Source organism: Methylovorus glucosotrophus (assembly GCF_009858335.1).
In the GTDB taxonomy this organism is placed as follows: Bacteria; Pseudomonadota; Gammaproteobacteria; order Burkholderiales; family Methylophilaceae; genus Methylovorus; species Methylovorus glucosotrophus.
Genome location: NZ_VMSE01000001.1, coordinates 1,666,453 through 1,689,452, shown reverse-complemented (window position 1 = coordinate 1,689,452; position 23,000 = coordinate 1,666,453). Strand labels below are relative to the sequence as shown.

Genomic DNA, 23,000 nt, shown 5'->3' with positions numbered 1-23,000 from the left:
AAATACTAATGAACGCTGTAGAGATCGAAGAAGCGATATCAGACTTAGCGCTCCAGCCTTTTGATAGGGAGGAGTTCCCCTTTGCCTTCTTGGCTGCTTTCGGAAACAAGGATGCCGCTCTTAAACGCCTTCGTGCAGGTAATAACAATACCTCGGATTTGCCAGGAGGGGTGCTCCAGCGCAACAACATCCACATCGCAGTGTGCGATGAGGGTGCGGTGGGTGGCACTCTCCAGGCACTCCGCGCTAGCCCGGCCACTCTTAAGGCTAAAGCCAAGTTCATTCTCGCTACCGATGGGCAGACTTTAGAAGCCGAAGATCTGGCTGGCGGCGAAACAATCGCTTGTCCCTACCCGAAATTTTCAGATCACTTTGGTTTTTTTCTCCCATTGGCCGGCATCTCCACCATCAAGGAGATCAAAGAGAACCCGGTAGACGTCCGTGCTACGGGTCGGCTCAACAAGCTATATGTCGAGCTGCTACGCGAAAATCCTGATTGGGCTAGGGCCGAACGCCGCCCCGACATGAATCACTTCATGGCTCGGTTAGTGTTCTGCTTCTTTGCTGAAGACACTGACATTTTTAACGGTGAAGGTTTGTTCACACAGACCGTCGACCAATACAGCGAGCGCGATGGCTCGAACACTCACCTTGTGTTGTCAGAGATATTTCGAGCCATGAACATCAAAGGTGAAGATCGTGTGAGTGCCCAGCCTCGCTTGCCCAATTGGGCCAATGGCTTTCCCTATGTGAATGGCGGTCTATTCTCCGGTAGCACCGAAGTGCCTCGCTTCACGCGGATGGCACGAACCTACTTGCTGCATGCTGGGGGATTGAACTGGCGCGAAATCAACCCAGACATTTTCGGCAGCATGATCCAGGCGGTAGCCGACGATGAGGAACGGGGTGCCTTAGGCATGCATTACACCAGTGTGCCCAACATCCTCAAAGTATTGAATCCCTTGTTTCTTGACGAATTGCGGGCACAGTTGGAACGCATTCGACAATCGTTTGATCGCCATAGATGAGTTCCATCATGTCTCTGCAAATCCCGGCAATGTGCTGGGCGCTCAGTTGGGCGCATTTATCGCTCGTGACAAAGCACACTTAGTGGCTATGACAGGCTCCTACTTCCGTGGTGATAGCGAGGCGGTGCTGGCGCCGGGGGATGAGGCCAAGTTCGAGACAGTGACCTATACCTACTACGAACAGCTTAACGGGTACAGCTGGCTGAAATCCCTGGATATTGGCTATTTCTTCTACACTGGTCGTTATGTTGATGCCGTTGCTAAGGTGCTAGATCCAGCACTGAAAACGATTGTGCATATTCCTAACGTTAATGCCCGTGAGAGCCTTAAGGACAAAGAGCGCGAGGTGAACGAAATTATGAGCTCGCTGGGGGATTGGCAGGGGATTGATCCGGCCACTGGATTCCACCTGGTGAGAACGGGAGATGGACGTACCCTCAAGGTTGCCGACCTCGTCGATGATAGCGACCCGGCTCAGCGATCACGCGTGCTAGCCGCGTTAAAAGACCCAATACAGAAGGATAATCGCGACCATGTGGATGTCATCATTGCCTTGGGTATGGCGAAAGAAGGTTTTGACTGGATCTGGTGCGAACATGCATTGACTATCGGCTACCGAAGTAGCCTCACTGAAATTGTACAGATTATAGGTCGCGCTACCCGTGATGCCGAAAACAAGGAGCGAGCACGCTTTACCAACCTGATTGCTGAGCCGGAAGCTGAGCAAGCTGCAGTGGCCGAAGCGGTGAACGACATGCTCAAAGCTATCTCTGCTAGCCTGCTAATGGAGCAGGTTCTGGCTCCGCGCTATGAATTTACGCCTAAGAATAGCGGCCCGAAGGATGGCTTTGATTATGGCGATGGGGGCTACAAAGAGGGTGGCCACAATATCGGCGTGAATAAGGATACCGGCCAGATTCACGTGGAAATTAATGGGCTGGTCACCCCTAAAAGCCCCGAGGCCACGCGCATTTGTAAGGAAGACTTGAACGAGGTTGTTACCAGTTTCCTGCAGGACAAATCTGCATTGGAGCGCGGTCTTTTCGACCAGGAAAACACCTTGCCAGAAGAGCTAACCCAGTTGCGCATGGGTAAGATCGTACGCGAACGTTATCCGGATTTGAGCGAGGTCGACCAGGAAGCTATCCGGCAACATGCCATTGCGGCTATGAACGTCACCCAGCAGGCCAAGCTAGCGCTAGCTGAGGCGGATGCCAATGGCGCAGGTGGTAGTACGGCTTTGATCGATGGAGTGCGCAAGTTCGTCAATGTGCGTGACCTGGATATTGATCTTATTGACCGCATCAATCCTTTCGATGCCGCCTACGCTGTGTTGGCGAAAGCTATGGATGAGAAGTCTTTGCGCCAAGTGCAAGCCAGTATTGCCGCCAAAAGAGTGAGCATTCCGGAAGACGAGGCCCGAGAGCTGGCAAAACGTGCTTTGCAGTTCAAGAACGAACGTGGTCGACTGCCTGATATCAATTCTGCAGATGCATGGGAAAAACGTATGGCTGAAGGTGTAGCTGCATTAGCGCGTTATCGTGCACAGGCCAAAGCAAGGCAGGCAGAAGGGGAATTAGGTAATGGCTGAGATGGACGATGACGCATTACTGGATGCATTGGGAGTAGAAGTTACTCCACTTAAGGTATCCAGCCATTCTCCACGAGAAGAACGGATTATTGCCGGTTTCGAAGATATTTTGCGCTTCCACCAAACTCATGGCCACGCTCCTCGACATGGCGAAAGCCTTGATATTTTTGAACGCCTATATGCTGTGCGTTTGGACCAGTTGCGGAAGTTGCCGGAAGCGAAGACATTGCTGGCTGAGTTGGATACTCCTGGTTTGTTATCTAGCGCAATGGCGTCCCACATTAATCCAGACGTACTAGATGAGGACGCTTTGCTGGCGGAGTTGGGAGTTGATTTAACTGGCGAGGGCGACATTACGGTTCTACGTCACGTGCGCCCTTACGCCGAAATCAAGGCAGCAGAAGAAATTGCGAACCGCACGCCTTGTGCAGACTTCGATCGCTTCAAGCATTTGTTCGAGGAGGCTGAGGCTGGCCTCAAGGCAGGCACGTGGATGACCAAGCCTTTTGTTAAAAACGCTAGTATTGAAGTAGGGGACTTTTTTGTTATTGGAGGCCAAACAGCTTATGTAGCTGAAATGAATGAAGGTACCAAAACCAAAGATGGACGTGACAATCCGCGATTAAGAGTTATTTTTGATAATCATACCGAGAGCAATTTGCTACTACGTTCTCTTTCGCGCTCGCTTTATCCAGATGGGGACACTCCAGTTGGTCGCCGCCTTATCATCAAAGACGATGGCCCTTTGTTTGGTAGCGCAACTGAGTCTGACGATATTGAAACCGGGACCATCTACGTGCTGCGAAGCCTATCGAAGCATCCATTCGTTACTGAGCACCGCGAACTGATCCATAAAATTGGCGTAACAAGTGGTAGGGTGGAGACTCGCATTGCAGGAGCTGAACATGATGCTACGTATCTTTTGGACAAGGTGGAGATAGTTGCCACCTACAAGCTACATAACCTTAACAGATCCAAGCTGGAGAGCGTTTTTCACCGGGTATTTGCTGCCGCACAACTTGATCTAACCCTTGAGGATCGTTTTGGGCAGCCTGTGAAGCCAAGAGAGTGGTTTCTGGTGCCATTGAATGTAATTGATGAGGTAGTAACCAGGATTGTGGATGGCTCTATCGTTGATGTTGTTTATGATCCGAAGACAGCGCAACTTATTAATTTCAATCGCACTTAAAATATGAATGAAATGGTATCTTATTTATGCGCACCCATCAGCACATAACTGACACTCGTTCAATCAGACGCGTATTAAACCTTCTTCCGGATCACTGGGTAATCAGAGATCTTACCGAGCGTGATTATGGCATCGATCTAACTGTTGAGGTTTTTGAAAAAAATGGTATCAACATTCATGGAGATACTTATTCTTCGACAGGAGCAATGTTTCACATTCAGGTAAAAGGAACTGCATCAAAACTGAAGCATAAAAGAGGGCGCTATATCAGCTTTCCACTTGATAAAGGTGCTATTGAATATGCTTCACAATTTAATGTACCATTTTTACTATTTCTAGTAGATATTTCATCTCAAGACGCAAAATCATATTTTTTATGGATTCAACGCTATGTTAGAGATTTTCTTGATTTAAAATCCCCGGGCTGGAGGACTGGTACGCAGAATTCATTCTCTGTTCAGATACCTTTACATAACGAAATATCTTCGAGATACAATAAAATTGAAAAGATTGCCTCAAGACCTTGTGTGATTCAAGAAATGGTGGATTTTAACGAGATCTATTCAAATCTTTCCAGACAATTAAATGCAATATCAATTGGAAATTTAGACCTAAACAATGAATCTCTAAAGAATCTAAAAATATTAGCGATGCATATTTATAACTTGAAGATGATTTATAAATATAATGATTGTTGTATAAATAAAGACAGTGCTCAAGATCTGTTGGAATTTGTTAATTCGCTTGATTTAAAGACCGAAAAATCAACATTTTCAAAAAGTCCCCATCAGTACCACTTCTCTCTTCTAGTAAATAGTCTTTACGGCGTAACAGAACTGGAAAATTTTATTGCTGAGAATGATGGTGAAACCGTCTACTAATTTGTTAACTTATTTTTATTGGGACTTCCCATGAATATAAGTGATCAAATTTCCTGCTATGTTGTTTGGATCGCCTAATAAATTCCCAAACGTGAAGCCGCTGGTGTTATAGAGTTCCTGCTCTCAACCAGTTGCAGCGATGCTAGACAGTGCGCGGGGCCGGTAATCCCCTTTTCTTCAAGCAATAAATGCAACACGAGATATCCGGCTTAGCAATTATCTGCCAGATCAAAATTGACTAGTTCAGTGAGATTCGAAATGGTTGAAGCTCGGATTTTGAGTATGAGCGATTTGCTTAAGGGAGACTGCTGGCGGAGAGGGAGGGATTCGAACCCTCGATACGCTTGCACGTATGCCTGATTTCGAGTCAGGTACATTCAACCACTCTGCCACCTCTCCGCGACTCGGTTGCTGGATTGCCCAGCTAATGAGGGCGCTATTCTACCATTATCGGCTTTTGATGCTGTACTTTTTGTGGGGCATTTTTGCTTGCGGCCTTGGCAGTGGCTGTTGCTGAAACAACCCTCTGGCATCGTTCCGCCAATATCCTGTTTCACCAGCCCTGCGATCAGGCCAGCTTGAGCAAGGTGTGTGTTTCATGCAGCTTGGCGGGCATGGTGTTGCGGGTGTGGTATACCTCGCGGCTGCTTTGGTAGGTGTGAAAGCCATCGCGTATGCACATCTCGATGTTGTATATCCAGCTTAAGCAATCAATATGGTGCTGGGCGTTGGCGGCTGGGTTGATGCCGATGTATTTGTCCAGCACGACGCCTTGATGATGCAGCAGCAGGTTAAAGGCAACCAGGGTGTTTTGCTTGAAATACAGCACAAAGCGGGTTTGCTCGGGCATGAGTCCGGCGACGTATTCAAAGAATTTTTTGGTCAGCAGCTCGGATTGCGCCTGTTGGCCGACGTGGGATTCGAGGTACAGGTTGTAGATATCGTCCAGGTGCGGCGGTATGCCCTGGTGCTCTTCGATTCGAATCTCATGGGCGGCGCTGAGTTTTTGCTGAATATTCATGCGCAGCTCGTTGCTCAGGCTGGCAAGGTAGTCTTGCACGGAGCCATGCGTGATCTTGTTGATGGCGAGCGGCATGCTGGGCAGGGCGTTGTAACCCAGGTCTTTGAGCGCCGGGCCATATAGCTGGTAATCCGCGTCTTTGACATCCTTGAAGGCGATCAAGGTGGCGTTTTCTTTTTTGGCAATGGTGGCCAGCGTGCGGTTCAGCACCTGAATCAGCGCGGGATCGAAAGGGTACTCGTGGCTGATGGCGAGCTTGCAGGAGTCGGTGACTGGCGAGCCTACGCACAGCATCTTGATGGTCATGAGGCTGGGCAGTTGCTCTTTTACCTGCGTGAGGATGTTCTGCATGGTGCCTTTGAGGCTGCTTTCGAGCGCATATTGCGTGACGAAGTAGGGCGCGATGCAGAGCAGCACCTGGTTTTTGCGGATGCCGATGTAGCCGGTTTTGAAGCCGGGGGTGTGGCCGGTATCAAAGGCCAGGTGCAGGCGATAGCCTTCAATGTCGTCGTGCAGCAGGGCTTTCCAGTTTTCTTCGAGGAATTTGGCGGCGCTGAAGCCGGTTTCGACCTGAAAGGCGGCAAGGGTGTCGGGCTGGTAATGGCTTAAATCAGGTTGCATGGCGTTAGCTCTTTTTCAGGATGATGACGCCACCGGTGCCGCCAAAAGCAAACGAATTGCTCATGGCGTACCGCACGTGCTGCGGGGTGGCGTGGTTGGCAACATAGTGGAGGTCACACTCGGGGTCAGGCTGCTGCAGGTGCATGGTCGGCGGGAGCAATTGCGCTTGCAGGGCCAGCGTGGTGGCCACCAGCTCAACTGCACCGGCGGCGCCCATGAGGTGACCATGCATGGACTTGGTGGAGCTGATGGCGAGTTGGTAAGCATGGGGGCCGAATACCTGCTTGATGGCGGCGGTTTCGGTGGCGTCATTCAGTGGTGTGCCGGTGCCATGCGCATTGATGTAGTCAATCTGCTCGGGGGCCAGACCTGCATTATCCAGCGCAGCCTGCATGGCACGTGCTTGTCCGGCGACGGAGGGCTGCGTGATATGGCTGGCGTCGTTGGCGGTGCCGTAACCGGCGATTTCGGCATGGATGGTGGCGCCGCGTGCCATGGCGGAGTCGTAGCTTTCCAGCACAAACATGGCACAACCTTCGCCCAGCACCAGCCCACTGCGGTCAGCCGAGAATGGTTTGCAGGAGGCCGCCGGGTTTTGTTCATCTACCTTTGCCAGCGTACGCAATGCTTCCCAGGCTTTGATGGTGCCGAAGGTGAGTAGCGCTTCGCTACCGCCCGCCAGCATGTAATCGCAGTGTCCGTAGGCGATCTGCCGGCTCGCTTCGCCAATGGCAATGGCAGACGAAGAGCACGCGGTGGTGTAGGTGAGGTTGGGGCCGCCCAGGCCGTAATGCATGGCAATGTGCGAGGAGGCGGCGTTGTTCATCGCCATCAGCACGGTAAAGGGTTTGAGGCGGCTTTGGCCTTCTTTAAAAAGCCGGTGGTAGCCTTCTTCGGTGGAGGCGGCGCCGCCCATGCCGGTGCCGAGGTAGCAGCCGGTTTTGTTGGTATCCATGCTGTCAGCGTCCAACCCGGCATTATCCAGTGCCTGCTGGGCGGCATAGAGCGCAAACTGGCTCACCCGATCCAGCACCGCCAGCTCTTTTTTGGAAAAGTGCTGGGTGCCATCGAAGTCGGCACTGGCGGCGATGTTGATTTCCAGCTGATCGCTGAAGTCGGTCTCCAGACGTTTGATGCCGGATACGCCCTGCATCAGGTTAAGCCCAAACTCTTCCACGGTATTGCCCAGCGGCGAGACGATGCCCATGCCGGTAATGACGACGCGACGCGTGTTTGCCATGATGCTTACTTCTGCACCTGCAGGCTGGGCGCTTGTTCCTGCAGCAGCTGATCCAGCAGGTTTGCGACATCCTGCACGGTCTTGATTTCTTCTTTGGGCGTGGGCACCTTGATGCCGAATGTATCTTCTGCCTCAAAAATGATGTCAAAGGTGTCGAGCGAATCCAGCCCGATCTCGGTCAGTACGCTATCCGGTGTAATCGTCGCTTTGTCGATTTCCAGTTTCTCTGCAATCAGCGTTCTGACGGTTTCAAAGGTGTTTTCCATGAGACTACTCCTGTGTTCAGTGAGCGAGGGCAAGGCAAAACTCGGCGCTGCGCTTGGCAATGTCGTCCTTGCGTTTGTCGAGGGTGAGTACGTGATAGGTGTCGCTGATATACATGGTCTGGATATCATGCGAGCCCAGGCGTTTTTCCACGTAATGGGCGTTTTTGATGCTCGCCATGTCGTCTTCCGTGGAATGCACGATCAGCACTGGCGATACCACATCTGCCAGCTGTTTCTTGGCCTGGCGGATCAGGCGCACGCTTTCCAGAATCACGGTGGCGGGCGTTTTGAAATAGCCGATCTTCTCGGAAGCCTGGGCATCCTTGTTATCCAGAATCGCCGCGACTAGCGCCCGGGTGCGTTCACACTTGATGCCGTAGGGCGCGGTTTCTTCCCAATGCACGAAGTATTTGAGCGGGGTATACAACACGATAGGCAGCAGGAAGCGTTGCTTGAATGGCGGCATGTTCCAGCCGTCATAAAACAGCGTGACTGATAACAGAATGACGCCCGCTACCGCTTCCTTATAACGCGCTGCCACCATGAGGGCGATCAGCGCCCCCATGGAAAGCCCGGCGATAAACACCTTGCGATAACGTTTGCGCATTTCCAGAAACACCTGCTCGATCGAACTCACCCAATCCTGCCAGGTGGTGGCGGTCAGGGTTTTGATCGAAGCGCAGTGCCCGGCCAGCACCGGGCAAACGGCGGTGAGGCCCTTGCGGGCGAGCACTTTGCCATAATGCTTCATCTCGGCCGGGGTGCCGGTGAGGCCGTGCACCAGCAGCACGGCATCTTGCCCTTTGCCTTCGATAAAGCCGTTTTCACCAATCAGCTGTTCCAGACTCATGCGGCTTGCCCTTGTTTGGCATGTGTCTGGAGGCGGGGCATGATGGCTTGCATGTGGAGAGTGGCTTGCAATTACTCGGCTCCGCAACGATGCAATAACTGCTCAAACAGTTTAATGCCGAGGTCGATTTCTTCTTCCGAAATCATGAGCGATGGCGCCAGCGTGATGACGTTTTTCTCGTAGCCTCCAATATCCAGCACCAGGCCATAGCGCTTGCCATCGACCATCAAGTTGCCCTTCAGGCCTTCGTTAAACATGCGGTCGGCAAGTGCGCGACTGGCGGTAAAGCCATCTTTCTCACACAGCTCGATACGCAGTGCCAGGCCCAGGCCGCTGACATCGCCGACCACTTTCCAGCGCGACTTGAGTTCGTGCAGGCGCTTGAGGAAATAGGCGCCGCGTTGCCGTACATGCGGCTCAAAGTCAGCCTCCTGCGTCATCTTCAAGACTTCCAGCGCCACTGATGTGCCGAGCGGATTGGAGGCAAATGTGGAGTGCGTCGAGCCCGGCGGGAATTTCTCGGGGGAGATCAATTCCTCACGCGCCCAGATGCCGGAGAGTGGATTCAGGCCATTGGTAATGGCTTTGCCGAAGACGAAAATATCAGGAACGATGTCGAAGTTTTCCCACGACCACAGCTTGCCGGTACGATAGACACCCATCTGAATTTCATCGGCCACCAGCAGCACATTGCGTTTCTTCAGCGATTCCTGCAGCTTTTTCATATAGCCCTCAGGCGGGATGATGTAGCCGCCTGTGCCTTGCATGGGCTCGATGTAAAAAGCGCCGAATTCGCACTGCTTGGCTTTTTCATCCCACACCGACTGGTATTCGGTATCAAACAGTTTTTCAAATTCCTTGTGGCAATAGGTGTCGCAGGTTTCCACTTTCAGGTCATACGGGCAGCGGAAACAGTAAGGGTAGGGCACGAAGTGCGCGCGGTCGGCAAAGTTGCCGAAGCGACGGCGATAACGGTAGCTGGAGGTAATGGCCGAAGCGCCCAAGGTGCGGCCGTGATAGCCGCCCATGAAGGCAAACTGGTGGGTTTTGCCGGTATGGTTGCGCACGACCTTGAGCGAATCTTCAATCGCCTGCGCACCGCCCACATTGAAATGCACCCGGCCTTTGACGCCGTATTTGTCTTCCATGTACTTGCATACGATCTCGGCAAGCTCGACTTTCTCGCGGTGCAGATACTGGCTGGCGAGCTGCGGCAGCGTATCAATCTGCTTTTTCAGCGTGTCGGCAATGCGCTTGTTCTTGTAGCCAAAGTTGACGGCGGAATACCACATCTGCCAGTCCAGATAGGGCGTGCCGCGCTCATCAAACAAAAAGCTGCCGTCACAGCCTTCGAACACTTTGGGTGGGTCGGCATAATTGACGGTATCCCCGTGTGAGCAGTACTTGCTGTTTTTATCCAGGATTTCGATGATCTTGGTTTCCATAGTGGCCGTGGTTATCCTTTAACGTGAATAGCGGTTGGGAATGTGTTGTGCTCCAGCGGCCAGGTGCGTATGGCCTCCAGAACATCCTTGAAGGTAGAAAAGGGGTGGTAGGCGATATCCTGCTGTTCGCAGTAATCAATCAGCTTGCCTTTGGCGAAGACCACATCGGCTTGTCGCGCAATGCAGGCATCCGATTTGCCATCGCCGATCAGAATAACCGGGCCACCGGAGATGGCGGACTGCTCACGGGCAATGGCACATTTGCAATTGCCGTTGCCGCCCTGGCAATCGGTCCGGCGGTTGGGAAAGCTGATGGCGATGCCTTCAGACGTGAAATCAAGGCGATTTGAAAAAATCTGGACAGCTGGAAAACCTGAATGCCGGAACGCCATGTGGATGGCATGATCGACACCATCACTGGCGACAATCACCTCACCGAAGCGTGAGGCATATTCATAAAAAGGCACAAAGCCCTGATCCAGCTCGATCTGCCGGAAAAAAGCATCCAGTGCATCGCGGTCACCGCGCACCATGCCAATCTGTCGTGACATGCACTCCACGGCATCTATTTCGCCGCGTAACCACGATTGCTCGATCTCCTCCCAACTGGCGGGAGCAAACTTTTCCAGCAAAGCATCGATCGTGTCTTTCTTGGAGATCGTGCCGTCAAAATCCACAATAAACAGCATTCTTAAAACATCCATTTCTTGGCTCATGATGCGTTGCACAGGGGCAAGCACACTTTTCTTTTGGTCGTATTTCCCATTCCAAAGCGCTGATTTTGTGGCGCTTTATTTTTCTGGAAATTCGAGCCAGGGGTTTTTCATGTCGGCTAGTTTGATGTTTTATGCTTACTTAACCCTTACGGTTAGCATCGTCGTGTGAGCTAGTCGTCTTCTTTTTGAAATAAAAAACTGGCATAAACCACTCACACGTTTATGCCAGTTTGCGAGAAGGGCTTGGGCCGTTGTAGCTTCAAAACACCCAGCGATAGCTGCCATAGAGCCAAACACTGGGCGTGCTGGCTTCGGTAGTGCCGCTTAATGTGAGCGCTGCAGTGCCTGAGCCTATTGCACCTTCTGCCCCTACCGATGCACGGCCCCATTGCTGTTTATAATTTATCCCTGGCAAATCGAAGTTACTCAGCCCGATAATCTGGCCAGATGATTTTGAGGCCTGGTCTTCCATGCGATGAACCGCTTCAATACGTCCAAGAAGATTAAATCGCTCGTTGAGGCGGTATACAGCATCAAGCCCGAGGCGAACCTGTGTGGAGTAATCGTTGCGCTTGTCCCAGCGTGCGGCAAAACCTCCGCCATGCTCCGTGTAGCCATCTACATGGCTACGGGCGTAGCTCAAGCTGGTGTATGGGGTAAAGCGCGTGTTGCGGAGCGTAAAAGCATCCAGCCAATCCAGCCGGGCCCGCAATGCTGTTTCAGTCACATCGGCGCTACCAGCGGAGGTAACATTGATTCCTGAATTGCTATATCCGCGGCGGATGTCTGCGTCTCCCGTGTTGTAATAAGCACTTAAGGTGGCAAATAGCGGCGTATCAGGCAAACGGAAGATGACTTCAGGGAGGATGTAGGTACCACGTAGCGTGGTTTTGCCATTGAGCATGCTGCTGGTGTCACTATACGTGCGGCCCAAAGCCATCTTTAGCATGGTGCCATTGGCAAAACCACGGGCAAAGCCGATCTCGCCCGCATCGCTATTACCACTGTTGTCGTTATGATCCTGGCGGCCAATATCCCCGGCTACCCAGAAGCTGTTCTTGCCAGGCTCAAGCAAGCCACGCATGGGGCTGCTGTGGGCACCATGCAACACCTGATCTGTTTGTTGATTCGCGAGGGTGGCTACATGGGAAACGCTCAGCAGGCTGGTGTTGTAATTGGTCGTATCTATCATGCCCGAACCGGAATCTGGGTCGGTGTTGCCGCCACTATTATTGACGACTCTTGCAATATACCCATGACCATTGCTTAATACCCCTACGACTACCGAGCCATCGCTATTAGTAGCCTTTGCGTTGGCGACACTGACAGATGAGCTGACATTAACCCCTGCGCTCGTGAGCCATTGTTCGACGGTCTGCATGCCAGTACCACTGGCCCAGCGGAAACCTCTTTCCGTGCCATTGTCTTTATAGCTAGTGCCGACAACAACTTTGCCATCGCCTGAGACACCATAAGCGTAGGAGCTGTTGTCGCCGGGCAGGACTCCCAGACTAACCATACCTGTGTCGGCACTCCAGCGGAAAGCTCGACTCGCATTTTGAGCGTTGCCATCGTTGGCTTCACCAACTACTACGTTTCCATCATAGGAGATGGCCCACGCGTTGGAGTAATTCCCGTTATTCAAAGTGCCAAGGCTTACCATGCCGGTGTCTGGAGTCCACCTGAACGCAACTTGCTGATTGTTTGCGGCCCCATCATTTGAGTTTCCGACAATGGTGAGGCTATCAGCTGCAATCGCATTAGCCCTGGAGTTTCTTCCATTGTTGAGCGTACCAATATCCACTATTGAATACTGCAGAGTACCCGATCCAAGAGGATAGCCACTGCCAGTGTTTTGCCAGTAAACGGCATGCTCTCTATCATTAGCGTAAGTTGACCAGCCTGCGATATAGTCTCCCCTTCTTGAAATGCCGGTGGCGGCCGAATCTTTATAATCGTTCAGTGATTCCAGGGTGATTAGTCTCGCTGACGCTGAAATTGTCCAGATGAAAGCTTGTTTCGGCGAGGACTGAGTTTGTTGTAGCCAGCCAACAACTCCAGTGCTGATGCCATTGCTGTCTGCAGCAATCGCGGAGATATCAGACCTGTATATGCTACTTATGGCCGGATTGGGCGAGCTTGTCAGATAGAAGCTGTGGTCTGAATCCCAGATAAAACCATAATCATTATTCGAGCCAACAACGATAGATCCATCTGCCGATATACCAAATGGAATACTATTGAATCCAAAGTCTGTAATGCTCTCTTCAGCCCGGCTAATATGACTGCTAGCAGCAAATGCAATGGCGATCAGAATGGGTATGGGTTTTGCCCGGAGGCGATTGACGTGCATATGAAAGTCCCTGATTGATACTGTGAATTTTTGTAAAGGCGAAAAGTATCGTGAGGGGCATATGCAGGGATATATCCCTTAAGGGCAGGATGGCGTTGTTAAGCGAGAATCTGTTTTTTTAATTGGGCCTTCAGGCTATATAGAAGATTGAGGAAATATTGAAGAAAATGAGAATGTGTTTTCGGGCAGTGGCAGGTCTTGCGCTGTGGAGTTTATTGGCTGGAATACCGCCAGCGCATGCAGCCGACTGGGAGTCCATCAGCAAAGCCGAGGGTAGCGAGCTGTGGGTGGATACGGATTCGTATGCGGATGACGATGTGTATTCGTCGATCTGGACCAAGACCTTGTACAAGCCAGCTTTGGCATTGCCTGGTGCTGCGGCAGGGGTTAAGTATGTGGAGAAGCGAGCGCGATTTGAGTTTGATTGTGTGAAGCATGCCTTTCGCTTGCGCGAGTTCATGTACTACGGTGCCAAGGGTGAGCTCTTGAGCAAGGGCAAGGGTGAGGATGCTTTTGTGCCAGTGGCGCCGCAATCGGCGGGGTACAAGGTGGGCACGTTGACATGCCAAGTGAGGCGCATGGTTCGGCCTTGAGCATAAGGGCTGGTACAGCCTTTATGCGAGATGTGGTTTACATCAAGAGGCGGAGGTCGTGTGCCATCATGGCTGGCGATGCGCCGTAGTTGAAGTAGAGTCTTATCTTGCCTTGTTTGTCATAGACATAGGTGCCGGCACTGTGGTCTATGCTGTAGTTGCCGCGGGCATCGGGTGGTTGCTTGCTGGCGCTGATCTTGAAGTGATGGGCGGTCCCGGCGATCTCGGCTTCAGTTCCATATAAGCCTATAAAGCGCGGGTCAAAATACGGGACATATTTGGCCAGTACATCTGGCGTGTCACGCGCCGGGTCCAGTGTCACAAACAGCACTTGGACCTGGTCGGCATCCTTGCCCAGCAGTTTCATGGTCTGTGCCATGTCCGACATGGTGGTGGGGCAGACATCCGGGCAGTGGGTATACCCAAAAAACAGCACTATGACCTTGCCTTTGAAGTCCTGAAGGCTGGCAGGTTTGCCGTGGTGGTCAGTTAAATGGAGGCCGGATGCAAAGTCGGCGCCCGTGATATCCGTCGCCTCAAAGGCTTCTTTCGGCTGTGGTTTGCATGCACTCAGGCATGTCAGCATCAAGCACAGCATCAGGGCTCTGACCATCGGCAACTTCCTCAACACAGGTAATTTACCATTCTAGCATCCAGTAATGATCGAGCATCAGCGCGGCAAACAGCAGCGTCAGATAGGTGATCGAATAACGGAACGTACGCTTGGCAAGTGCATCCGAGTAATCCGCATACAGCGCCACCACATACACCATGAACACCAGATTGAGCACCAGCGCCGAGATGAGGTAGATCAGGTGGCTCATGCCCATGCTGTAGGGGATGAAGGTGATGGTGACCAGGATGATGGTGTAAAGCACGATATGCAGCAGGGTGAATTGCACCCCATGCGTGACTGGCAGCATGGGAATGCCTACCTTGGCGTACTCTTCGCGGCGATACAGCGCCAGTGCCCAGAAGTGCGGGGGCGTCCAGGCGAAGATAATCAGAAACATGATCAGCGCTTCGTGAGAGACCACATTGTTGATGGCGGCCCAGCCCAGAATCGGCGGCATGGCGCCGGATGCCCCGCCGATGACAATGTTGAGTGGCGTAGCGGGCTTGAGAAACACGGTGTAGATCACGGCGTAACCGAGTAATGTGCCGAAGGTTAGCCACATGGTCAGCGGGTTCACCATGGCATATAGCAGGCTCAGTCCGGCGAAACCCAGCAAGGTGGCCAATACCAGAGTTTGCCGCGTGCTGACCTGACCGGTTGGCAGTGGTCGGTGTCGGGTGCGGGCCATGCGGGCGTCGATCTTTTGCTCAATGATGCAATTAAAGGCCGCCGCAGCGCCAGATGTCATGGCGATACCGAGTGTGGCGGCAATGAGAATATCCAACGGTGGCAGATGCGGCGTCGCCATGAACATGCCTATCATGGCGGTGAACACAATCAGCGCACTCACGCGCGGCTTGCACATCATGAAGAAACTTCGCAGGCTGACGCGGATTTCCTGAATATTCAAAGCGATAGCATGGGCCATGTCATGTCTCCTCAGGCTGTTTGAGTGGGGTGATGGTGGAATTGAGCACAACCAGCGTGCTTAACAGCAAAGCCGCAAATACGTTATGGCTGACGGCCAGCACCAAGGGCAGTCGCAGCAATACATTGGCAATACCCAGGCTGATTTGGCAGACCAGCAAAAGCAGCAGCACCAGCGCAATGTTTGTCAGCGTGCCTTTATTCAGCAGGCTGAGCGCCAGCGTGCCGCAAACAATCAGCGTAAGCAGGGCGCCCAGGCGGTGTGTCCACTGGATGGTCACCAGTGCATCCGCTGACAATGCGCTGCCATCCGGCCCTTGGCCGAGCTCGCGCAATACATGGTAGGCATCTGCATAGTTAAGTGTGGGTATCCAGCTGCCCTGGCAAGCAGGGAAATCCGTACACGCCAGCGCGGCATAGTTGGCGCTGGTCCAGCCGCCAAGGACGATCTGCAGTAACACCACGATTAGTGCCATCCTGATCCAGACGTGATGCGTGGATGTGACTTGCGAACTGGCGATGCGCCCCCAATGCCGGTGTGCCATCCATACCAGCAGTGCAAGGGTCAACATGCCGCCCAGCAAATGCGCAGATACTACCGCTGGCTTCAGCAGCAAGGTCACGGTCCACATGCCCAACATGGCTTGCAGCGCTACCAGAGCAGTCGTCAAAGTGGGGAGCCATGGCGAGATTGCCAAATAAAGTCGGCCGCGCCAGCCCAGCACGCACAGCGCCAATATCACCAGACCCAACGTGCCTGCCAGGTAGCGATGCAGCATTTCTTTCCAGGCCTTGTGCTGTTCCAGCGGCTTGTCCGGATAGGCGCTGGCGGCTGCCGCGACATCGTCCGGGTGTTGCGGCACGCTTAATTGCCCATAGCAGCCAGGCCAGTCCGGGCAGCCCAGCCCGGCATCTGACAGCCGAACGTAGGCGCCGAGGCCAACCACGGTGAGCGCCAGCAGCGGAGCCAGCAATATCAGGCGTTTAAACCAGAGCGCGGCGGCCATGCCTTAGCCCGCCCAGGCATAGTTGAGCAAGCGGGCGATATCGGCCCGAATATCCCCAGGCGCCAGGCTGGCGGGGAAATACATCATCAGGTTCGCCAGCGGGTCCACCAGATAAATGGTGTTGTTATCAGTGACTGGCGCCTCATGAGTTGCTGATGGGGCTCCCGTGAGCTGGAATTGCTGCGCGTAAGCCTGAACTTCACTGGAAGGCGCGTGCAGAATGATCAGGTCGGGGTAGCGTTCCTGCATCGCCTGCAGATGGGTGTCGCTGGAAATCAGGATGCGCTGCACCCGGCCCATGTTTTTATCCATGGAAACATGTATTTGCCGCATGAGATGCAAGCGCTCTTCGCATGATTCACGGCATGGCCCGGTAACGTAGACCATGCTCCATTTGTCGCGCCACAGATTGGCTGGAACGGCAGCCCCGCGCATATCCTGTATGCCAGCGGGGGGCGGCAACGGTTTCAATGGCGAGACCAGAGTGCCATGGCTGCGCCCATTCGGATGCCAGTCCAACCCATACATCGCAGCCACCACGAGCAGTGGCAGGGCGAAAAACACCAGCATACCGAGCAGCATCTTGCGGCCTTGGGGCCACGATGAGGCGGGGCCGGTGGCAGCAGGGGATAAGGAAGAATCGAGCGAAGACTTGGCCATGGTCATGAGGCTGGTTTTTCTTGTGGTGGGGTTGGTGAATTGGCGGGCACAATACTGAGGTAGACATAAATGGCCAAGGCTGCAAATGCAAAGCCAAACCATTGATAGGCATAACTTAAATGCATGCCAATGCGCTCTGCCGGTTGCGGCCAGTCGCGGTCAAATCCACCGGCCTGGCTATCGGCATCAAGCCGGACGATGACGGGGCTGATGGCAAACGGTACCAGGGCGGCGTAGCGTTGCATGTCCATGTTTTGCCACACGGCATCCCAGTGTTTGGGATCGCTTTTTCCCAGCGTGTAATAGCGGCTGGACGGCACCCATACTTGCCCGGTGACGCGTTGCGGCCCGGTGGGCGTGGTTATTGTTGGCAATTCGCGATGCTCAGGCATGGCTGGCACCCAGCCGCGGTTTACCAGCACGTATTGCTGAGTATTGCGTATGCGTAATGGCGTGATGACATGGTAGCCCGCCAGTTCATGGCTGACCTGATTGTCCAGGAATACCTGGTAGCGCGGCTCGTATTCACCTTCAACGGTAACGCGGCGATAACGCCAGGCCTCGGCGTTATTCAGCTGTAGGGGCAGAGGGCTGGGCTCGGCATGAAGGTATTGTGAGTACAAGGCCTGCAATGCCTGTTTTTGCTGGGCTTTATCGTATTGCCACAAGCCAAGTTTGATGCATATCGCCATGCAGAAAAGAGTGATCAATGCGCCGGGAATGCGCGGAGAAAAACGATAGCGCTGCCTTGTTTTTATTGGAAATTGCAAAATAAGCTGACCCCATCCATACTGATTAAAACCTGACCTGGACATCGCCATGTTGATTAAGCTCGCTATCGTTGTCATGCTGGTACTTATCGTTGGCAGCCTGTTTTACGCCTTGTTTTCAATGGTGAGAAACAAGGGACAAGGGCAGGCCACCATCAAGGCGCTCACTTTGCGCATTGCCCTCTCCCTGGGGTTGTTTCTCTTGCTGATGCTGGGGTTTTATACCGGCGTGATCGGGCATTAACCCGGCCGGTATAAAACCCGGCCTATTAAAGCCAGTAAACAAACACGAACAGCCCCAGCCACACCACATCCACAAAGTGCCAGTACCAGGCAACGCCTTCAAAGCCGAAGTGATGCTCGGGTGTGAAGTGCCCTTTGATGCTGCGTAGCCAGATCACGATCAGCATGAGTGTCCCCAGCGTGACGTGAAATCCGTGAAAGCCGGTCAGCATGAAAAAGGTGCTGCCATAAACACCGGCACCCAGCGTCAGCCCCAACTCGGTATAGGCATGGTGATATTCGAAGGCCTGCAGGCTGATAAACGCCAAGCCCAACACAATAGTGAAAAACAAGCCCCATACCAGCTGCCGGCGGTTGTTTTTGAGCAGGCCCCAATGCGCCCAGGTGACGGTGACGCCGGAGCTGAGCAGTATCAGCGTGTTGATGGCAGGAATGCCCCATGCGCCCATGGGGGTGAATTGTGCTGGCTGGTAATCGCGCCCCAGCACGTGACCGCCCGGCCCGGCGGAAGGCCAGGTGGCGACAAAATCCTTGTACATGGTAAAGGCTGGGTCAAAGCTTGCCAGCTCCGGCACCGAGATAATGCGCGCAAAAAACAGCGCCCCAAAAAACGCGGCAAAGAAGGCAATCTCGGAGCAGATGAAAGCAATCATGCCCCAGCGGAACGACTTGTCCTCCCATGTGCGGTACATGCCGCTCTGGCTTTCGGCAATGATTTTGGCAAACCAGCGGAAGATCATGCTGAGCATGAGCACCAGGCCCAGCAACATCAGCCATTTGCCCGCGGCATAGCTGTTGGTGCTGAAGATAAAGCCCATGGTGAGCAGCAATAGCCCGCTGGACAAGACCACCGGATAAAGGCTGGGGGTCGGGACAAAGTATTTGTCATGCGTTTGAGTGGACATCCATATGCTCCTGTTAGCCAGATGATGCAAATGTTATTGGTTTGATTAATCCTTCTGCTTCAATGCTGATGCCTTTTCTGTACTGTTTCGCTGCTGCTATTTGATTGCACTGTAAAACGCATACGACAGGGTGAGGGCTTTTACATCATCCGGAATGTCGGGACTGACATAAAAGCGCAGAGGCATTTCACGCGATTCGCCCGCCTTCAGATCCTGGCGCTGAAAACAAAAACACTCGATTTTCTTGAAATACTCTGATGCCTTGCCTGGGCTGACGCTGGGGACAGCCTGTCCGGCGACGGTTTCATTGGCCATGTTGCGGGCAATGAAGGTCACGGTTTCTATCTTGCCCGGATGGACCCGTATGCTGGATTGCACCGGGTGAAAGCTCCACGCCAGCCCCGGCATGACATTGCTCGTGAAGCTCACTTCCACCCAGCGCGTGGTATCCACACGTGATTGCGCGCTTACTGCCACATTTTCTGTCTTGCCATTGAGGCCGGTGACGCGGCAAAGCACGTCATACAAAGGCACCAACCCGTAGGCGAAGGCGAGAGCCATCGCCACAATGACCAGCAGCTTGTAACCGAGCTGGCGATTCAGCTGGCTGAGGCTGGCAATCGCGCTTATCTTTTCCATAGCATCCACATGCCCAGGGCGTACCAGAACAGGGCAACGGCCGCCAGCAGCAGCGCAATCAATCGGCTGCGGCGACGTTTGTCCTGGGCGTTTTTCATATCGTTTGCCATGGGAATAAGCGACATGGCTTAGCGGATGACCGGTTGTTCATTGAAGGTGTGATAGGGCGGTGGCGACGGCAACGTCCACTCCAGGCCATTGGAGCCTTCCCACACCTTGTCGGTCGCTTTTTTGCCGCCGCGCGCGCAACTCACAATGTTGTAGACAAACAGCAACTGCGTGAGCCCCAGGGTAAACGCCGCAATCGAGGAGATCATGTTGAACTCCGAGAACTGCAGGGCGTAATCCGGAATGCGGCGTGGCATGCCTGCCAGCCCCAGGAAAAACTGCGGAATGAAGGTGAGGTTGAACGAAATCGCCGTCAGCCAGAAATGCAGCTTGCCCAGCTTTTCGTTGTACATGTGGCCGGTCATCTTCGGCAGCCAGTAGTACACGCCTGCCATGATGCCCATGATGCCGCCTGCAAACAGTGTGTAGTGGAAATGTGCCACGACGAAATAGGTGTGGTGGTATTGCGCATCCGCCGCCACATCTGCCAGCACCAGGCCGGTGAGGCCGCCGATGCCAAACAGGATGATCCAGCCGATGGCAAACAGCATCGGCGTTTCAAAGGTCATGGAGCCACGCCAGATGGTGGCGATCCAGCAGTAAAACAGTACCGCCAATGGCAGGGAAATCGCCATGGTGCTGTACATGAAGTAAAGCAGCGCAGGCACTGGCATGCCAGCAGTGAAGAAGTGGTGCGCCCATACCACCACCGAGAGAACGCCGATGGCACAGAGCGAATACACCTGCGCTTTGTAGCCATAGATCGGCTTGCGGGCAAAGGTGGAAAGTATCTGTGGAATAAAACCCCAAACAGGTAGCAGCAGGATATACACCTCAGGATGGCCAAAGAACCAGAACAGGTGCTGGAACAGGATAGGGTCGCCACCGCCAGCGGCATCAAAGAAGTGGGTGCCGAAGTGGCGATCGGTCAGCAACATGGTGACAGCCCCAGCCAGTACGGGAATGGTGGCGATGAGGAGGAAGGCGGTGATCAGCCAGCCCCAGGCAAACAGCGGCAGTTTCATGAGGGTCATGCCGGGTGCGCGCATATTGAAAATGGTGACAATGATGTTGATCGAGCCCATTACCGATGAAATCCCCAGCAAGTGCACGGCGAAAATCGCAAAATCAACGCCTATGCCGCCCTGCACCGAGAGCGGGGCATAAAAGGTCCAGCCCGTGGCAATCGCGCCATCGCCTATGCCAAACAAAGCCAGGGTAAAGGGCAGTGTAAGCAGGATGGCAGCCGGGGGCAGCAGCCAGAAACCCCAGTTATTGAGGCGGGGCAGGGCCATATCCGGCGCGCCTATTTGCAAAGGCAGCATCCAGTTGGCGAAGCCAGTGGCAGCGGGCATGAGCGCCGCAAAAATCATCACCAGGGCATGCACGCCTATCAGCTGGTTATAGAACTCGGGATGCATGAGCTGAAGGCCCGGCTGAAACAGCTCGGCGCGTACCGCCATGATCATCGCCCCGCCCACCATGAACATGATGAGCGAGAAGGTGAGGTACATGGTGCCTATGTCTTTGTGGTTGGTGGTGGTCAGCCAGCGCAGCATTCCGCTTGGATGATCGTGATGTTCTTCATGGTCGACTGTGGTGCTGTAACTCATTTTCGAACTCCTTTAAATCCTTGATGCAGATGGGATATGGCTTAACGCATGGCCTTTACTTGAGCGGGCTGCAACATATCGCCCAAACTATTGCCCAGCGCATTGCGCTCGTAGGTGATCACGGAAGCAATTTCGGTATCGTTCAAAATGCCTTTCCAGGCGGGCATGACGCCCTTGCCATTCATCACCCGGTCAAGATGTCCGTCTTTGACCATCTTGTTGTCCTTGTCCAGGATCGGGCCGGTGGCAATCTTGCTGCCGGTCAGGGCCGGGAAGGCGGGTGGCAGGCCCTGGCCGCCTACCTGATGGCAAACAGCGCAGTTTTTCTCGTAGATGCCCTTGCCATTGGCAATCAGGTCTTCTTTGGTCCACTCCTTGTCAGCGCCGGCAGCGGCGGCTTGCAGCTCGGCTTTTTTACTGGTGGCCCAGGCATTGAAATCCTCCTCGTTTTTGGCAATGACTACCGCAGGCATAAAGCCATGGCCCTTGCCGCACAGCTCCTTGCATTGACCACGGAAGGTGCCTGGCTCCTCGATCTTGACCCAGGTTTCACGCAGGAAGCCCGGAATGGCATCGCGCGCCGCGCCAAAAGCCGGAATCCACCAGTTGTGGATGACATCGCTGGAGGTGAGCAGGACACGTACTTTCTTGTCGGTGGGGAGGACCAGGGGGTTGTCTACCTCCAGCAGATACTCCGGATTTTTGGCAGCCTGGTTATTGATCTGCTCCTGGGGGGTGGTCATGTTGCTGACAAAGCTGATGCCTTTGGCCGGGCCGTCCATGTATTCGTATTGCCAGCGCCATTGCGAGCCGGTGACCTTGATCACCATGTCGGCGTCAGTGCGGGTATCTTCCATGGCGACCACGCTATGAAAGGCGGGGATGCCCATTAGGATGAAGTCGATGTAAAGCAGGATGGCAAATGGCACCAAGGTCCAGAAAAGCTGCGCGCGGGTGCTAGGGCCAGTAAAGCCGGCAGGCTGGTAATCGCGGCTTTTGCGATGCATGACGATGGAGTAGATCATGATGCCGAGCACCACAACGAAGATCACCATGACGATGATCATGAACTTGTTGTGTACCTGCAGGGTGTCCAGCGCCATCGGTGTGACAGGTTTTGGAAAATTCCACGCGTAGTCCGCGTGTGCTGTCAGGGGCAAAAGAGCGCCCAGTAAACATTGCCAGATTCTTGTTATGCGTAACCTTGCCATGCCTGCTCCCATTGGATTAGCGACCATATTGAATGGCTTGCTGTAGTTGGTGGGCGAGTTCCAGGCGTTGCTCATTGTTCATGAAGCGGTGCCCGAGCTCGACTTCCTTTCCATGCGATCGGACAAACAGCGCCTGCTCGCCATAAGGCCGGTTGCGCAACTGGACCTGGGCCCAGTAACGCTGCATGACGATCTGGCGGTGCGTATGGATGTCGTGTTTTTCAATCGCGAGGTGGGTTTCGTTGATCACGATGGATTCATAGTCTGCTGCATGCCGGTGGATGAAGTAGAACGCATAAGCGACAGCGATCAGTTCAAGTCCGGCAAAAGGCAAGACCAGCCATGCACCAGCCATGGTGAATACAAGCGCGATAACGAGGGAGAGGAGAGCGATGGACGCAACAACGCTGAGCTTGCCCTTGAGAGACAAGGCGCAGTTGGGACGTGCAATAAAGCTTACTTCTACAAAGTTCGATGCCATCTTGCTTCTCCTCAAATTGCCCCGTT

Annotated in this window: 23 protein-coding genes and 1 tRNA gene; 6 read left to right on the top strand and 18 right to left on the bottom strand. The window is 53.6% G+C overall.

Translation table 11 applies throughout. The annotated features are described in order from the left end of the window. The first annotated feature begins 8 nt into the window (after positions 1-8). The 4 genes from FNL37_RS13900 to FNL37_RS07885 are packed head-to-tail and all read left to right on the top strand — an operon-like array spanning position 9 to position 4,689. Positions 9-1,028, top strand: a complete 1,020-nt coding sequence (locus FNL37_RS13900) for a type IIL restriction-modification enzyme MmeI (protein WP_244948231.1) — start codon at positions 9-11, stop codon at positions 1,026-1,028. After that, the gene (locus tag FNL37_RS07895; RefSeq protein WP_211371951.1) at positions 1,012-2,619 is read left to right on the top strand and encodes a DEAD/DEAH box helicase; all 1,608 of its coding nucleotides are present in this window, start codon (positions 1,012-1,014) and stop codon (positions 2,617-2,619) included. Before FNL37_RS13900 ends, FNL37_RS07895 begins: the two co-directional genes overlap by 17 nt. Then, positions 2,612-3,808 carry a GIY-YIG nuclease family protein gene (locus FNL37_RS07890; protein WP_159355741.1) on the top strand — a complete coding sequence of 399 codons (1,197 nt, stop codon included), beginning with the start codon at positions 2,612-2,614 and terminating at the stop codon, positions 3,806-3,808. Before FNL37_RS07895 ends, FNL37_RS07890 begins: the two co-directional genes overlap by 8 nt. A 26-nt stretch (positions 3,809-3,834) precedes the next feature. After that, positions 3,835-4,689 (top strand): DUF4365 domain-containing protein, encoded by an 855-nt coding sequence (locus FNL37_RS07885; protein WP_159355740.1) that lies wholly within the window; start codon positions 3,835-3,837, stop codon positions 4,687-4,689. Positions 4,690-4,998: 309 nt separating this feature from the next. Here FNL37_RS07885 and FNL37_RS07880 read toward each other — a convergent pair. The 8 genes from FNL37_RS07880 to FNL37_RS07845 all read right to left on the bottom strand — a co-directional run bounded on the left by FNL37_RS07880 (position 4,999) and on the right by FNL37_RS07845 (position 13,201). Further along, a tRNA-Ser gene (locus tag FNL37_RS07880) sits at positions 4,999-5,088 on the bottom strand. 169 nt (positions 5,089-5,257) lie between these two features. Further along, positions 5,258-6,331 carry a GNAT family N-acetyltransferase gene (locus FNL37_RS07875; protein WP_159355739.1) on the bottom strand — a complete coding sequence of 358 codons (1,074 nt, stop codon included), beginning with the start codon at positions 6,329-6,331 and terminating at the stop codon, positions 5,258-5,260. 4 nt (positions 6,332-6,335) lie between these two features. Then, on the bottom strand, positions 6,336-7,571 hold the full coding sequence (locus tag FNL37_RS07870; protein ID WP_159355738.1) for a beta-ketoacyl-[acyl-carrier-protein] synthase family protein: 1,236 nt from the start codon (positions 7,569-7,571) through the stop codon (positions 6,336-6,338). Between the two features lie 5 nt (positions 7,572-7,576). After that, positions 7,577-7,837 (bottom strand): acyl carrier protein, encoded by a 261-nt coding sequence (locus FNL37_RS07865; protein ID WP_013442057.1) that lies wholly within the window; start codon positions 7,835-7,837, stop codon positions 7,577-7,579. A 16-nt stretch (positions 7,838-7,853) separates the two neighbouring features. Further along, positions 7,854-8,687 (bottom strand): alpha/beta hydrolase, encoded by an 834-nt coding sequence (locus FNL37_RS07860; RefSeq protein ID WP_159355737.1) that lies wholly within the window; start codon positions 8,685-8,687, stop codon positions 7,854-7,856. A 71-nt stretch (positions 8,688-8,758) separates the two neighbouring features. Continuing rightward, positions 8,759-10,132 carry an aspartate aminotransferase family protein gene (locus FNL37_RS07855; RefSeq protein WP_159355736.1) on the bottom strand — a complete coding sequence of 458 codons (1,374 nt, stop codon included), beginning with the start codon at positions 10,130-10,132 and terminating at the stop codon, positions 8,759-8,761. A gap of 11 nt (positions 10,133-10,143) precedes the next feature. Beyond that, positions 10,144-10,836 (bottom strand): MtnX-like HAD-IB family phosphatase, encoded by a 693-nt coding sequence (locus FNL37_RS07850; protein WP_244948230.1) that lies wholly within the window; start codon positions 10,834-10,836, stop codon positions 10,144-10,146. A 271-nt stretch (positions 10,837-11,107) separates the two neighbouring features. Then, positions 11,108-13,201: an autotransporter domain-containing protein gene (locus tag FNL37_RS07845; RefSeq protein WP_159355735.1), complete on the bottom strand. Its 2,094-nt coding sequence runs from the start codon at positions 13,199-13,201 to the stop codon at positions 11,108-11,110. A 215-nt stretch (positions 13,202-13,416) separates the two neighbouring features. On the opposite strand from FNL37_RS07845, the gene FNL37_RS07840 reads away from it, so the two are divergent. Then, complete coding sequence (locus FNL37_RS07840; RefSeq protein ID WP_159355734.1) at positions 13,417-13,794, top strand: surface-adhesin E family protein; 378 nt, start codon at positions 13,417-13,419, stop codon at positions 13,792-13,794. Between the two features lie 37 nt (positions 13,795-13,831). Here FNL37_RS07840 and FNL37_RS07835 read toward each other — a convergent pair whose 3' ends face one another. Genes FNL37_RS07835 through FNL37_RS07815 form a run of 5 tightly spaced genes read right to left on the bottom strand, consistent with a single transcriptional unit; the run spans position 13,832 to position 17,696 of the window. Next, a complete protein-coding gene (locus FNL37_RS07835) occupies positions 13,832-14,407 on the bottom strand; it encodes an SCO family protein (protein ID WP_159355733.1) in 576 nt (191 codons plus the stop codon). A 25-nt stretch (positions 14,408-14,432) separates the two neighbouring features. Next, positions 14,433-15,338, bottom strand: a complete 906-nt coding sequence (cyoE, locus tag FNL37_RS07830) for a heme o synthase (RefSeq protein WP_013442064.1) — start codon at positions 15,336-15,338, stop codon at positions 14,433-14,435. Position 15,339: 1 nt separating this feature from the next. Then, the gene (locus tag FNL37_RS07825; protein ID WP_159355732.1) at positions 15,340-16,344 is read right to left on the bottom strand and encodes a COX15/CtaA family protein; all 1,005 of its coding nucleotides are present in this window, start codon (positions 16,342-16,344) and stop codon (positions 15,340-15,342) included. A 3-nt stretch (positions 16,345-16,347) separates the two neighbouring features. Further along, positions 16,348-17,010, bottom strand: coding sequence for an SCO family protein (locus tag FNL37_RS07820; protein ID WP_159355731.1), 663 nt, complete (start codon positions 17,008-17,010; stop codon positions 16,348-16,350). Continuing rightward, positions 17,007-17,696: an SURF1 family protein gene (locus FNL37_RS07815; RefSeq protein ID WP_244948229.1), complete on the bottom strand. Its 690-nt coding sequence runs from the start codon at positions 17,694-17,696 to the stop codon at positions 17,007-17,009. Before FNL37_RS07815 ends, FNL37_RS07820 begins: the two co-directional genes overlap by 4 nt. A gap of 127 nt (positions 17,697-17,823) precedes the next feature. Between FNL37_RS07815 and FNL37_RS07810 the strand changes: the two genes are divergently transcribed. Continuing rightward, complete coding sequence (locus tag FNL37_RS07810) at positions 17,824-18,018, top strand: twin transmembrane helix small protein (protein ID WP_013442068.1); 195 nt, start codon at positions 17,824-17,826, stop codon at positions 18,016-18,018. A 25-nt stretch (positions 18,019-18,043) separates the two neighbouring features. Here the strand turns inward: FNL37_RS07810 and FNL37_RS07805 are convergent, their stop codons facing one another. The 5 genes from FNL37_RS07805 to FNL37_RS07785 all read right to left on the bottom strand — a co-directional run bounded on the left by FNL37_RS07805 (position 18,044) and on the right by FNL37_RS07785 (position 22,974). Then, positions 18,044-18,922 carry a cytochrome c oxidase subunit 3 gene (locus FNL37_RS07805; protein ID WP_159355729.1) on the bottom strand — a complete coding sequence of 293 codons (879 nt, stop codon included), beginning with the start codon at positions 18,920-18,922 and terminating at the stop codon, positions 18,044-18,046. 96 nt (positions 18,923-19,018) lie between these two features. Further along, positions 19,019-19,561, bottom strand: a complete 543-nt coding sequence (locus FNL37_RS07800; RefSeq protein WP_159355728.1) for a cytochrome c oxidase assembly protein — start codon at positions 19,559-19,561, stop codon at positions 19,019-19,021. Positions 19,562-19,689: 128 nt separating this feature from the next. Further along, complete coding sequence (ctaD, locus tag FNL37_RS07795; RefSeq protein ID WP_159355727.1) at positions 19,690-21,282, bottom strand: cytochrome c oxidase subunit I; 1,593 nt, start codon at positions 21,280-21,282, stop codon at positions 19,690-19,692. A 41-nt stretch (positions 21,283-21,323) separates the two neighbouring features. After that, positions 21,324-22,493 (bottom strand): cytochrome c oxidase subunit II, encoded by a 1,170-nt coding sequence (gene coxB, locus FNL37_RS07790; RefSeq protein ID WP_159355726.1) that lies wholly within the window; start codon positions 22,491-22,493, stop codon positions 21,324-21,326. A gap of 16 nt (positions 22,494-22,509) precedes the next feature. Next, positions 22,510-22,974 (bottom strand): DUF2244 domain-containing protein, encoded by a 465-nt coding sequence (locus FNL37_RS07785; protein WP_041362124.1) that lies wholly within the window; start codon positions 22,972-22,974, stop codon positions 22,510-22,512. Between the last annotated feature and the right edge of the window lie 26 nt (positions 22,975-23,000).

Excerpts from the sequence above, each read along its gene's own strand:
- FNL37_RS13900 (WP_244948231.1), top strand. The coding sequence starts at position 9 with ATGAACGCTGTAGAGATCGAAGAAGCGATATCAGACTTAGCGCTCCAG.
- FNL37_RS07890 (WP_159355741.1), top strand. The coding sequence starts at position 2,612 with ATGGCTGAGATGGACGATGACGCATTACTGGATGCATTGGGAGTAGAA.
- FNL37_RS07885 (WP_159355740.1), top strand. The coding sequence starts at position 3,835 with ATGCGCACCCATCAGCACATAACTGACACTCGTTCAATCAGACGCGTA.
- FNL37_RS07875 (WP_159355739.1), bottom strand. The coding sequence starts at position 6,331 with ATGCAACCTGATTTAAGCCATTACCAGCCCGACACCCTTGCCGCCTTT.
- FNL37_RS07870 (WP_159355738.1), bottom strand. The coding sequence starts at position 7,571 with ATGGCAAACACGCGTCGCGTCGTCATTACCGGCATGGGCATCGTCTCG.
- FNL37_RS07865 (WP_013442057.1), bottom strand. The coding sequence starts at position 7,837 with ATGGAAAACACCTTTGAAACCGTCAGAACGCTGATTGCAGAGAAACTG.
- FNL37_RS07860 (WP_159355737.1), bottom strand. The coding sequence starts at position 8,687 with ATGAGTCTGGAACAGCTGATTGGTGAAAACGGCTTTATCGAAGGCAAA.
- FNL37_RS07855 (WP_159355736.1), bottom strand. The coding sequence starts at position 10,132 with ATGGAAACCAAGATCATCGAAATCCTGGATAAAAACAGCAAGTACTGC.
- FNL37_RS07850 (WP_244948230.1), bottom strand. The coding sequence starts at position 10,836 with ATGGATGTTTTAAGAATGCTGTTTATTGTGGATTTTGACGGCACGATC.
- FNL37_RS07845 (WP_159355735.1), bottom strand. The coding sequence starts at position 13,201 with ATGCACGTCAATCGCCTCCGGGCAAAACCCATACCCATTCTGATCGCC.
- FNL37_RS07835 (WP_159355733.1), bottom strand. The coding sequence starts at position 14,407 with ATGGTCAGAGCCCTGATGCTGTGCTTGATGCTGACATGCCTGAGTGCA.
- cyoE (WP_013442064.1), bottom strand. The coding sequence starts at position 15,338 with ATGGCCCATGCTATCGCTTTGAATATTCAGGAAATCCGCGTCAGCCTG.
- FNL37_RS07825 (WP_159355732.1), bottom strand. The coding sequence starts at position 16,344 with ATGGCCGCCGCGCTCTGGTTTAAACGCCTGATATTGCTGGCTCCGCTG.
- FNL37_RS07820 (WP_159355731.1), bottom strand. The coding sequence starts at position 17,010 with ATGACCATGGCCAAGTCTTCGCTCGATTCTTCCTTATCCCCTGCTGCC.
- FNL37_RS07815 (WP_244948229.1), bottom strand. The coding sequence starts at position 17,696 with ATGGCGATATGCATCAAACTTGGCTTGTGGCAATACGATAAAGCCCAG.
- FNL37_RS07810 (WP_013442068.1), top strand. The coding sequence starts at position 17,824 with ATGTTGATTAAGCTCGCTATCGTTGTCATGCTGGTACTTATCGTTGGC.
- FNL37_RS07805 (WP_159355729.1), bottom strand. The coding sequence starts at position 18,922 with ATGTCCACTCAAACGCATGACAAATACTTTGTCCCGACCCCCAGCCTT.
- FNL37_RS07800 (WP_159355728.1), bottom strand. The coding sequence starts at position 19,561 with ATGGAAAAGATAAGCGCGATTGCCAGCCTCAGCCAGCTGAATCGCCAG.
- ctaD (WP_159355727.1), bottom strand. The coding sequence starts at position 21,282 with ATGAGTTACAGCACCACAGTCGACCATGAAGAACATCACGATCATCCA.
- coxB (WP_159355726.1), bottom strand. The coding sequence starts at position 22,493 with ATGGCAAGGTTACGCATAACAAGAATCTGGCAATGTTTACTGGGCGCT.
- FNL37_RS07785 (WP_041362124.1), bottom strand. The coding sequence starts at position 22,974 with ATGGCATCGAACTTTGTAGAAGTAAGCTTTATTGCACGTCCCAACTGC.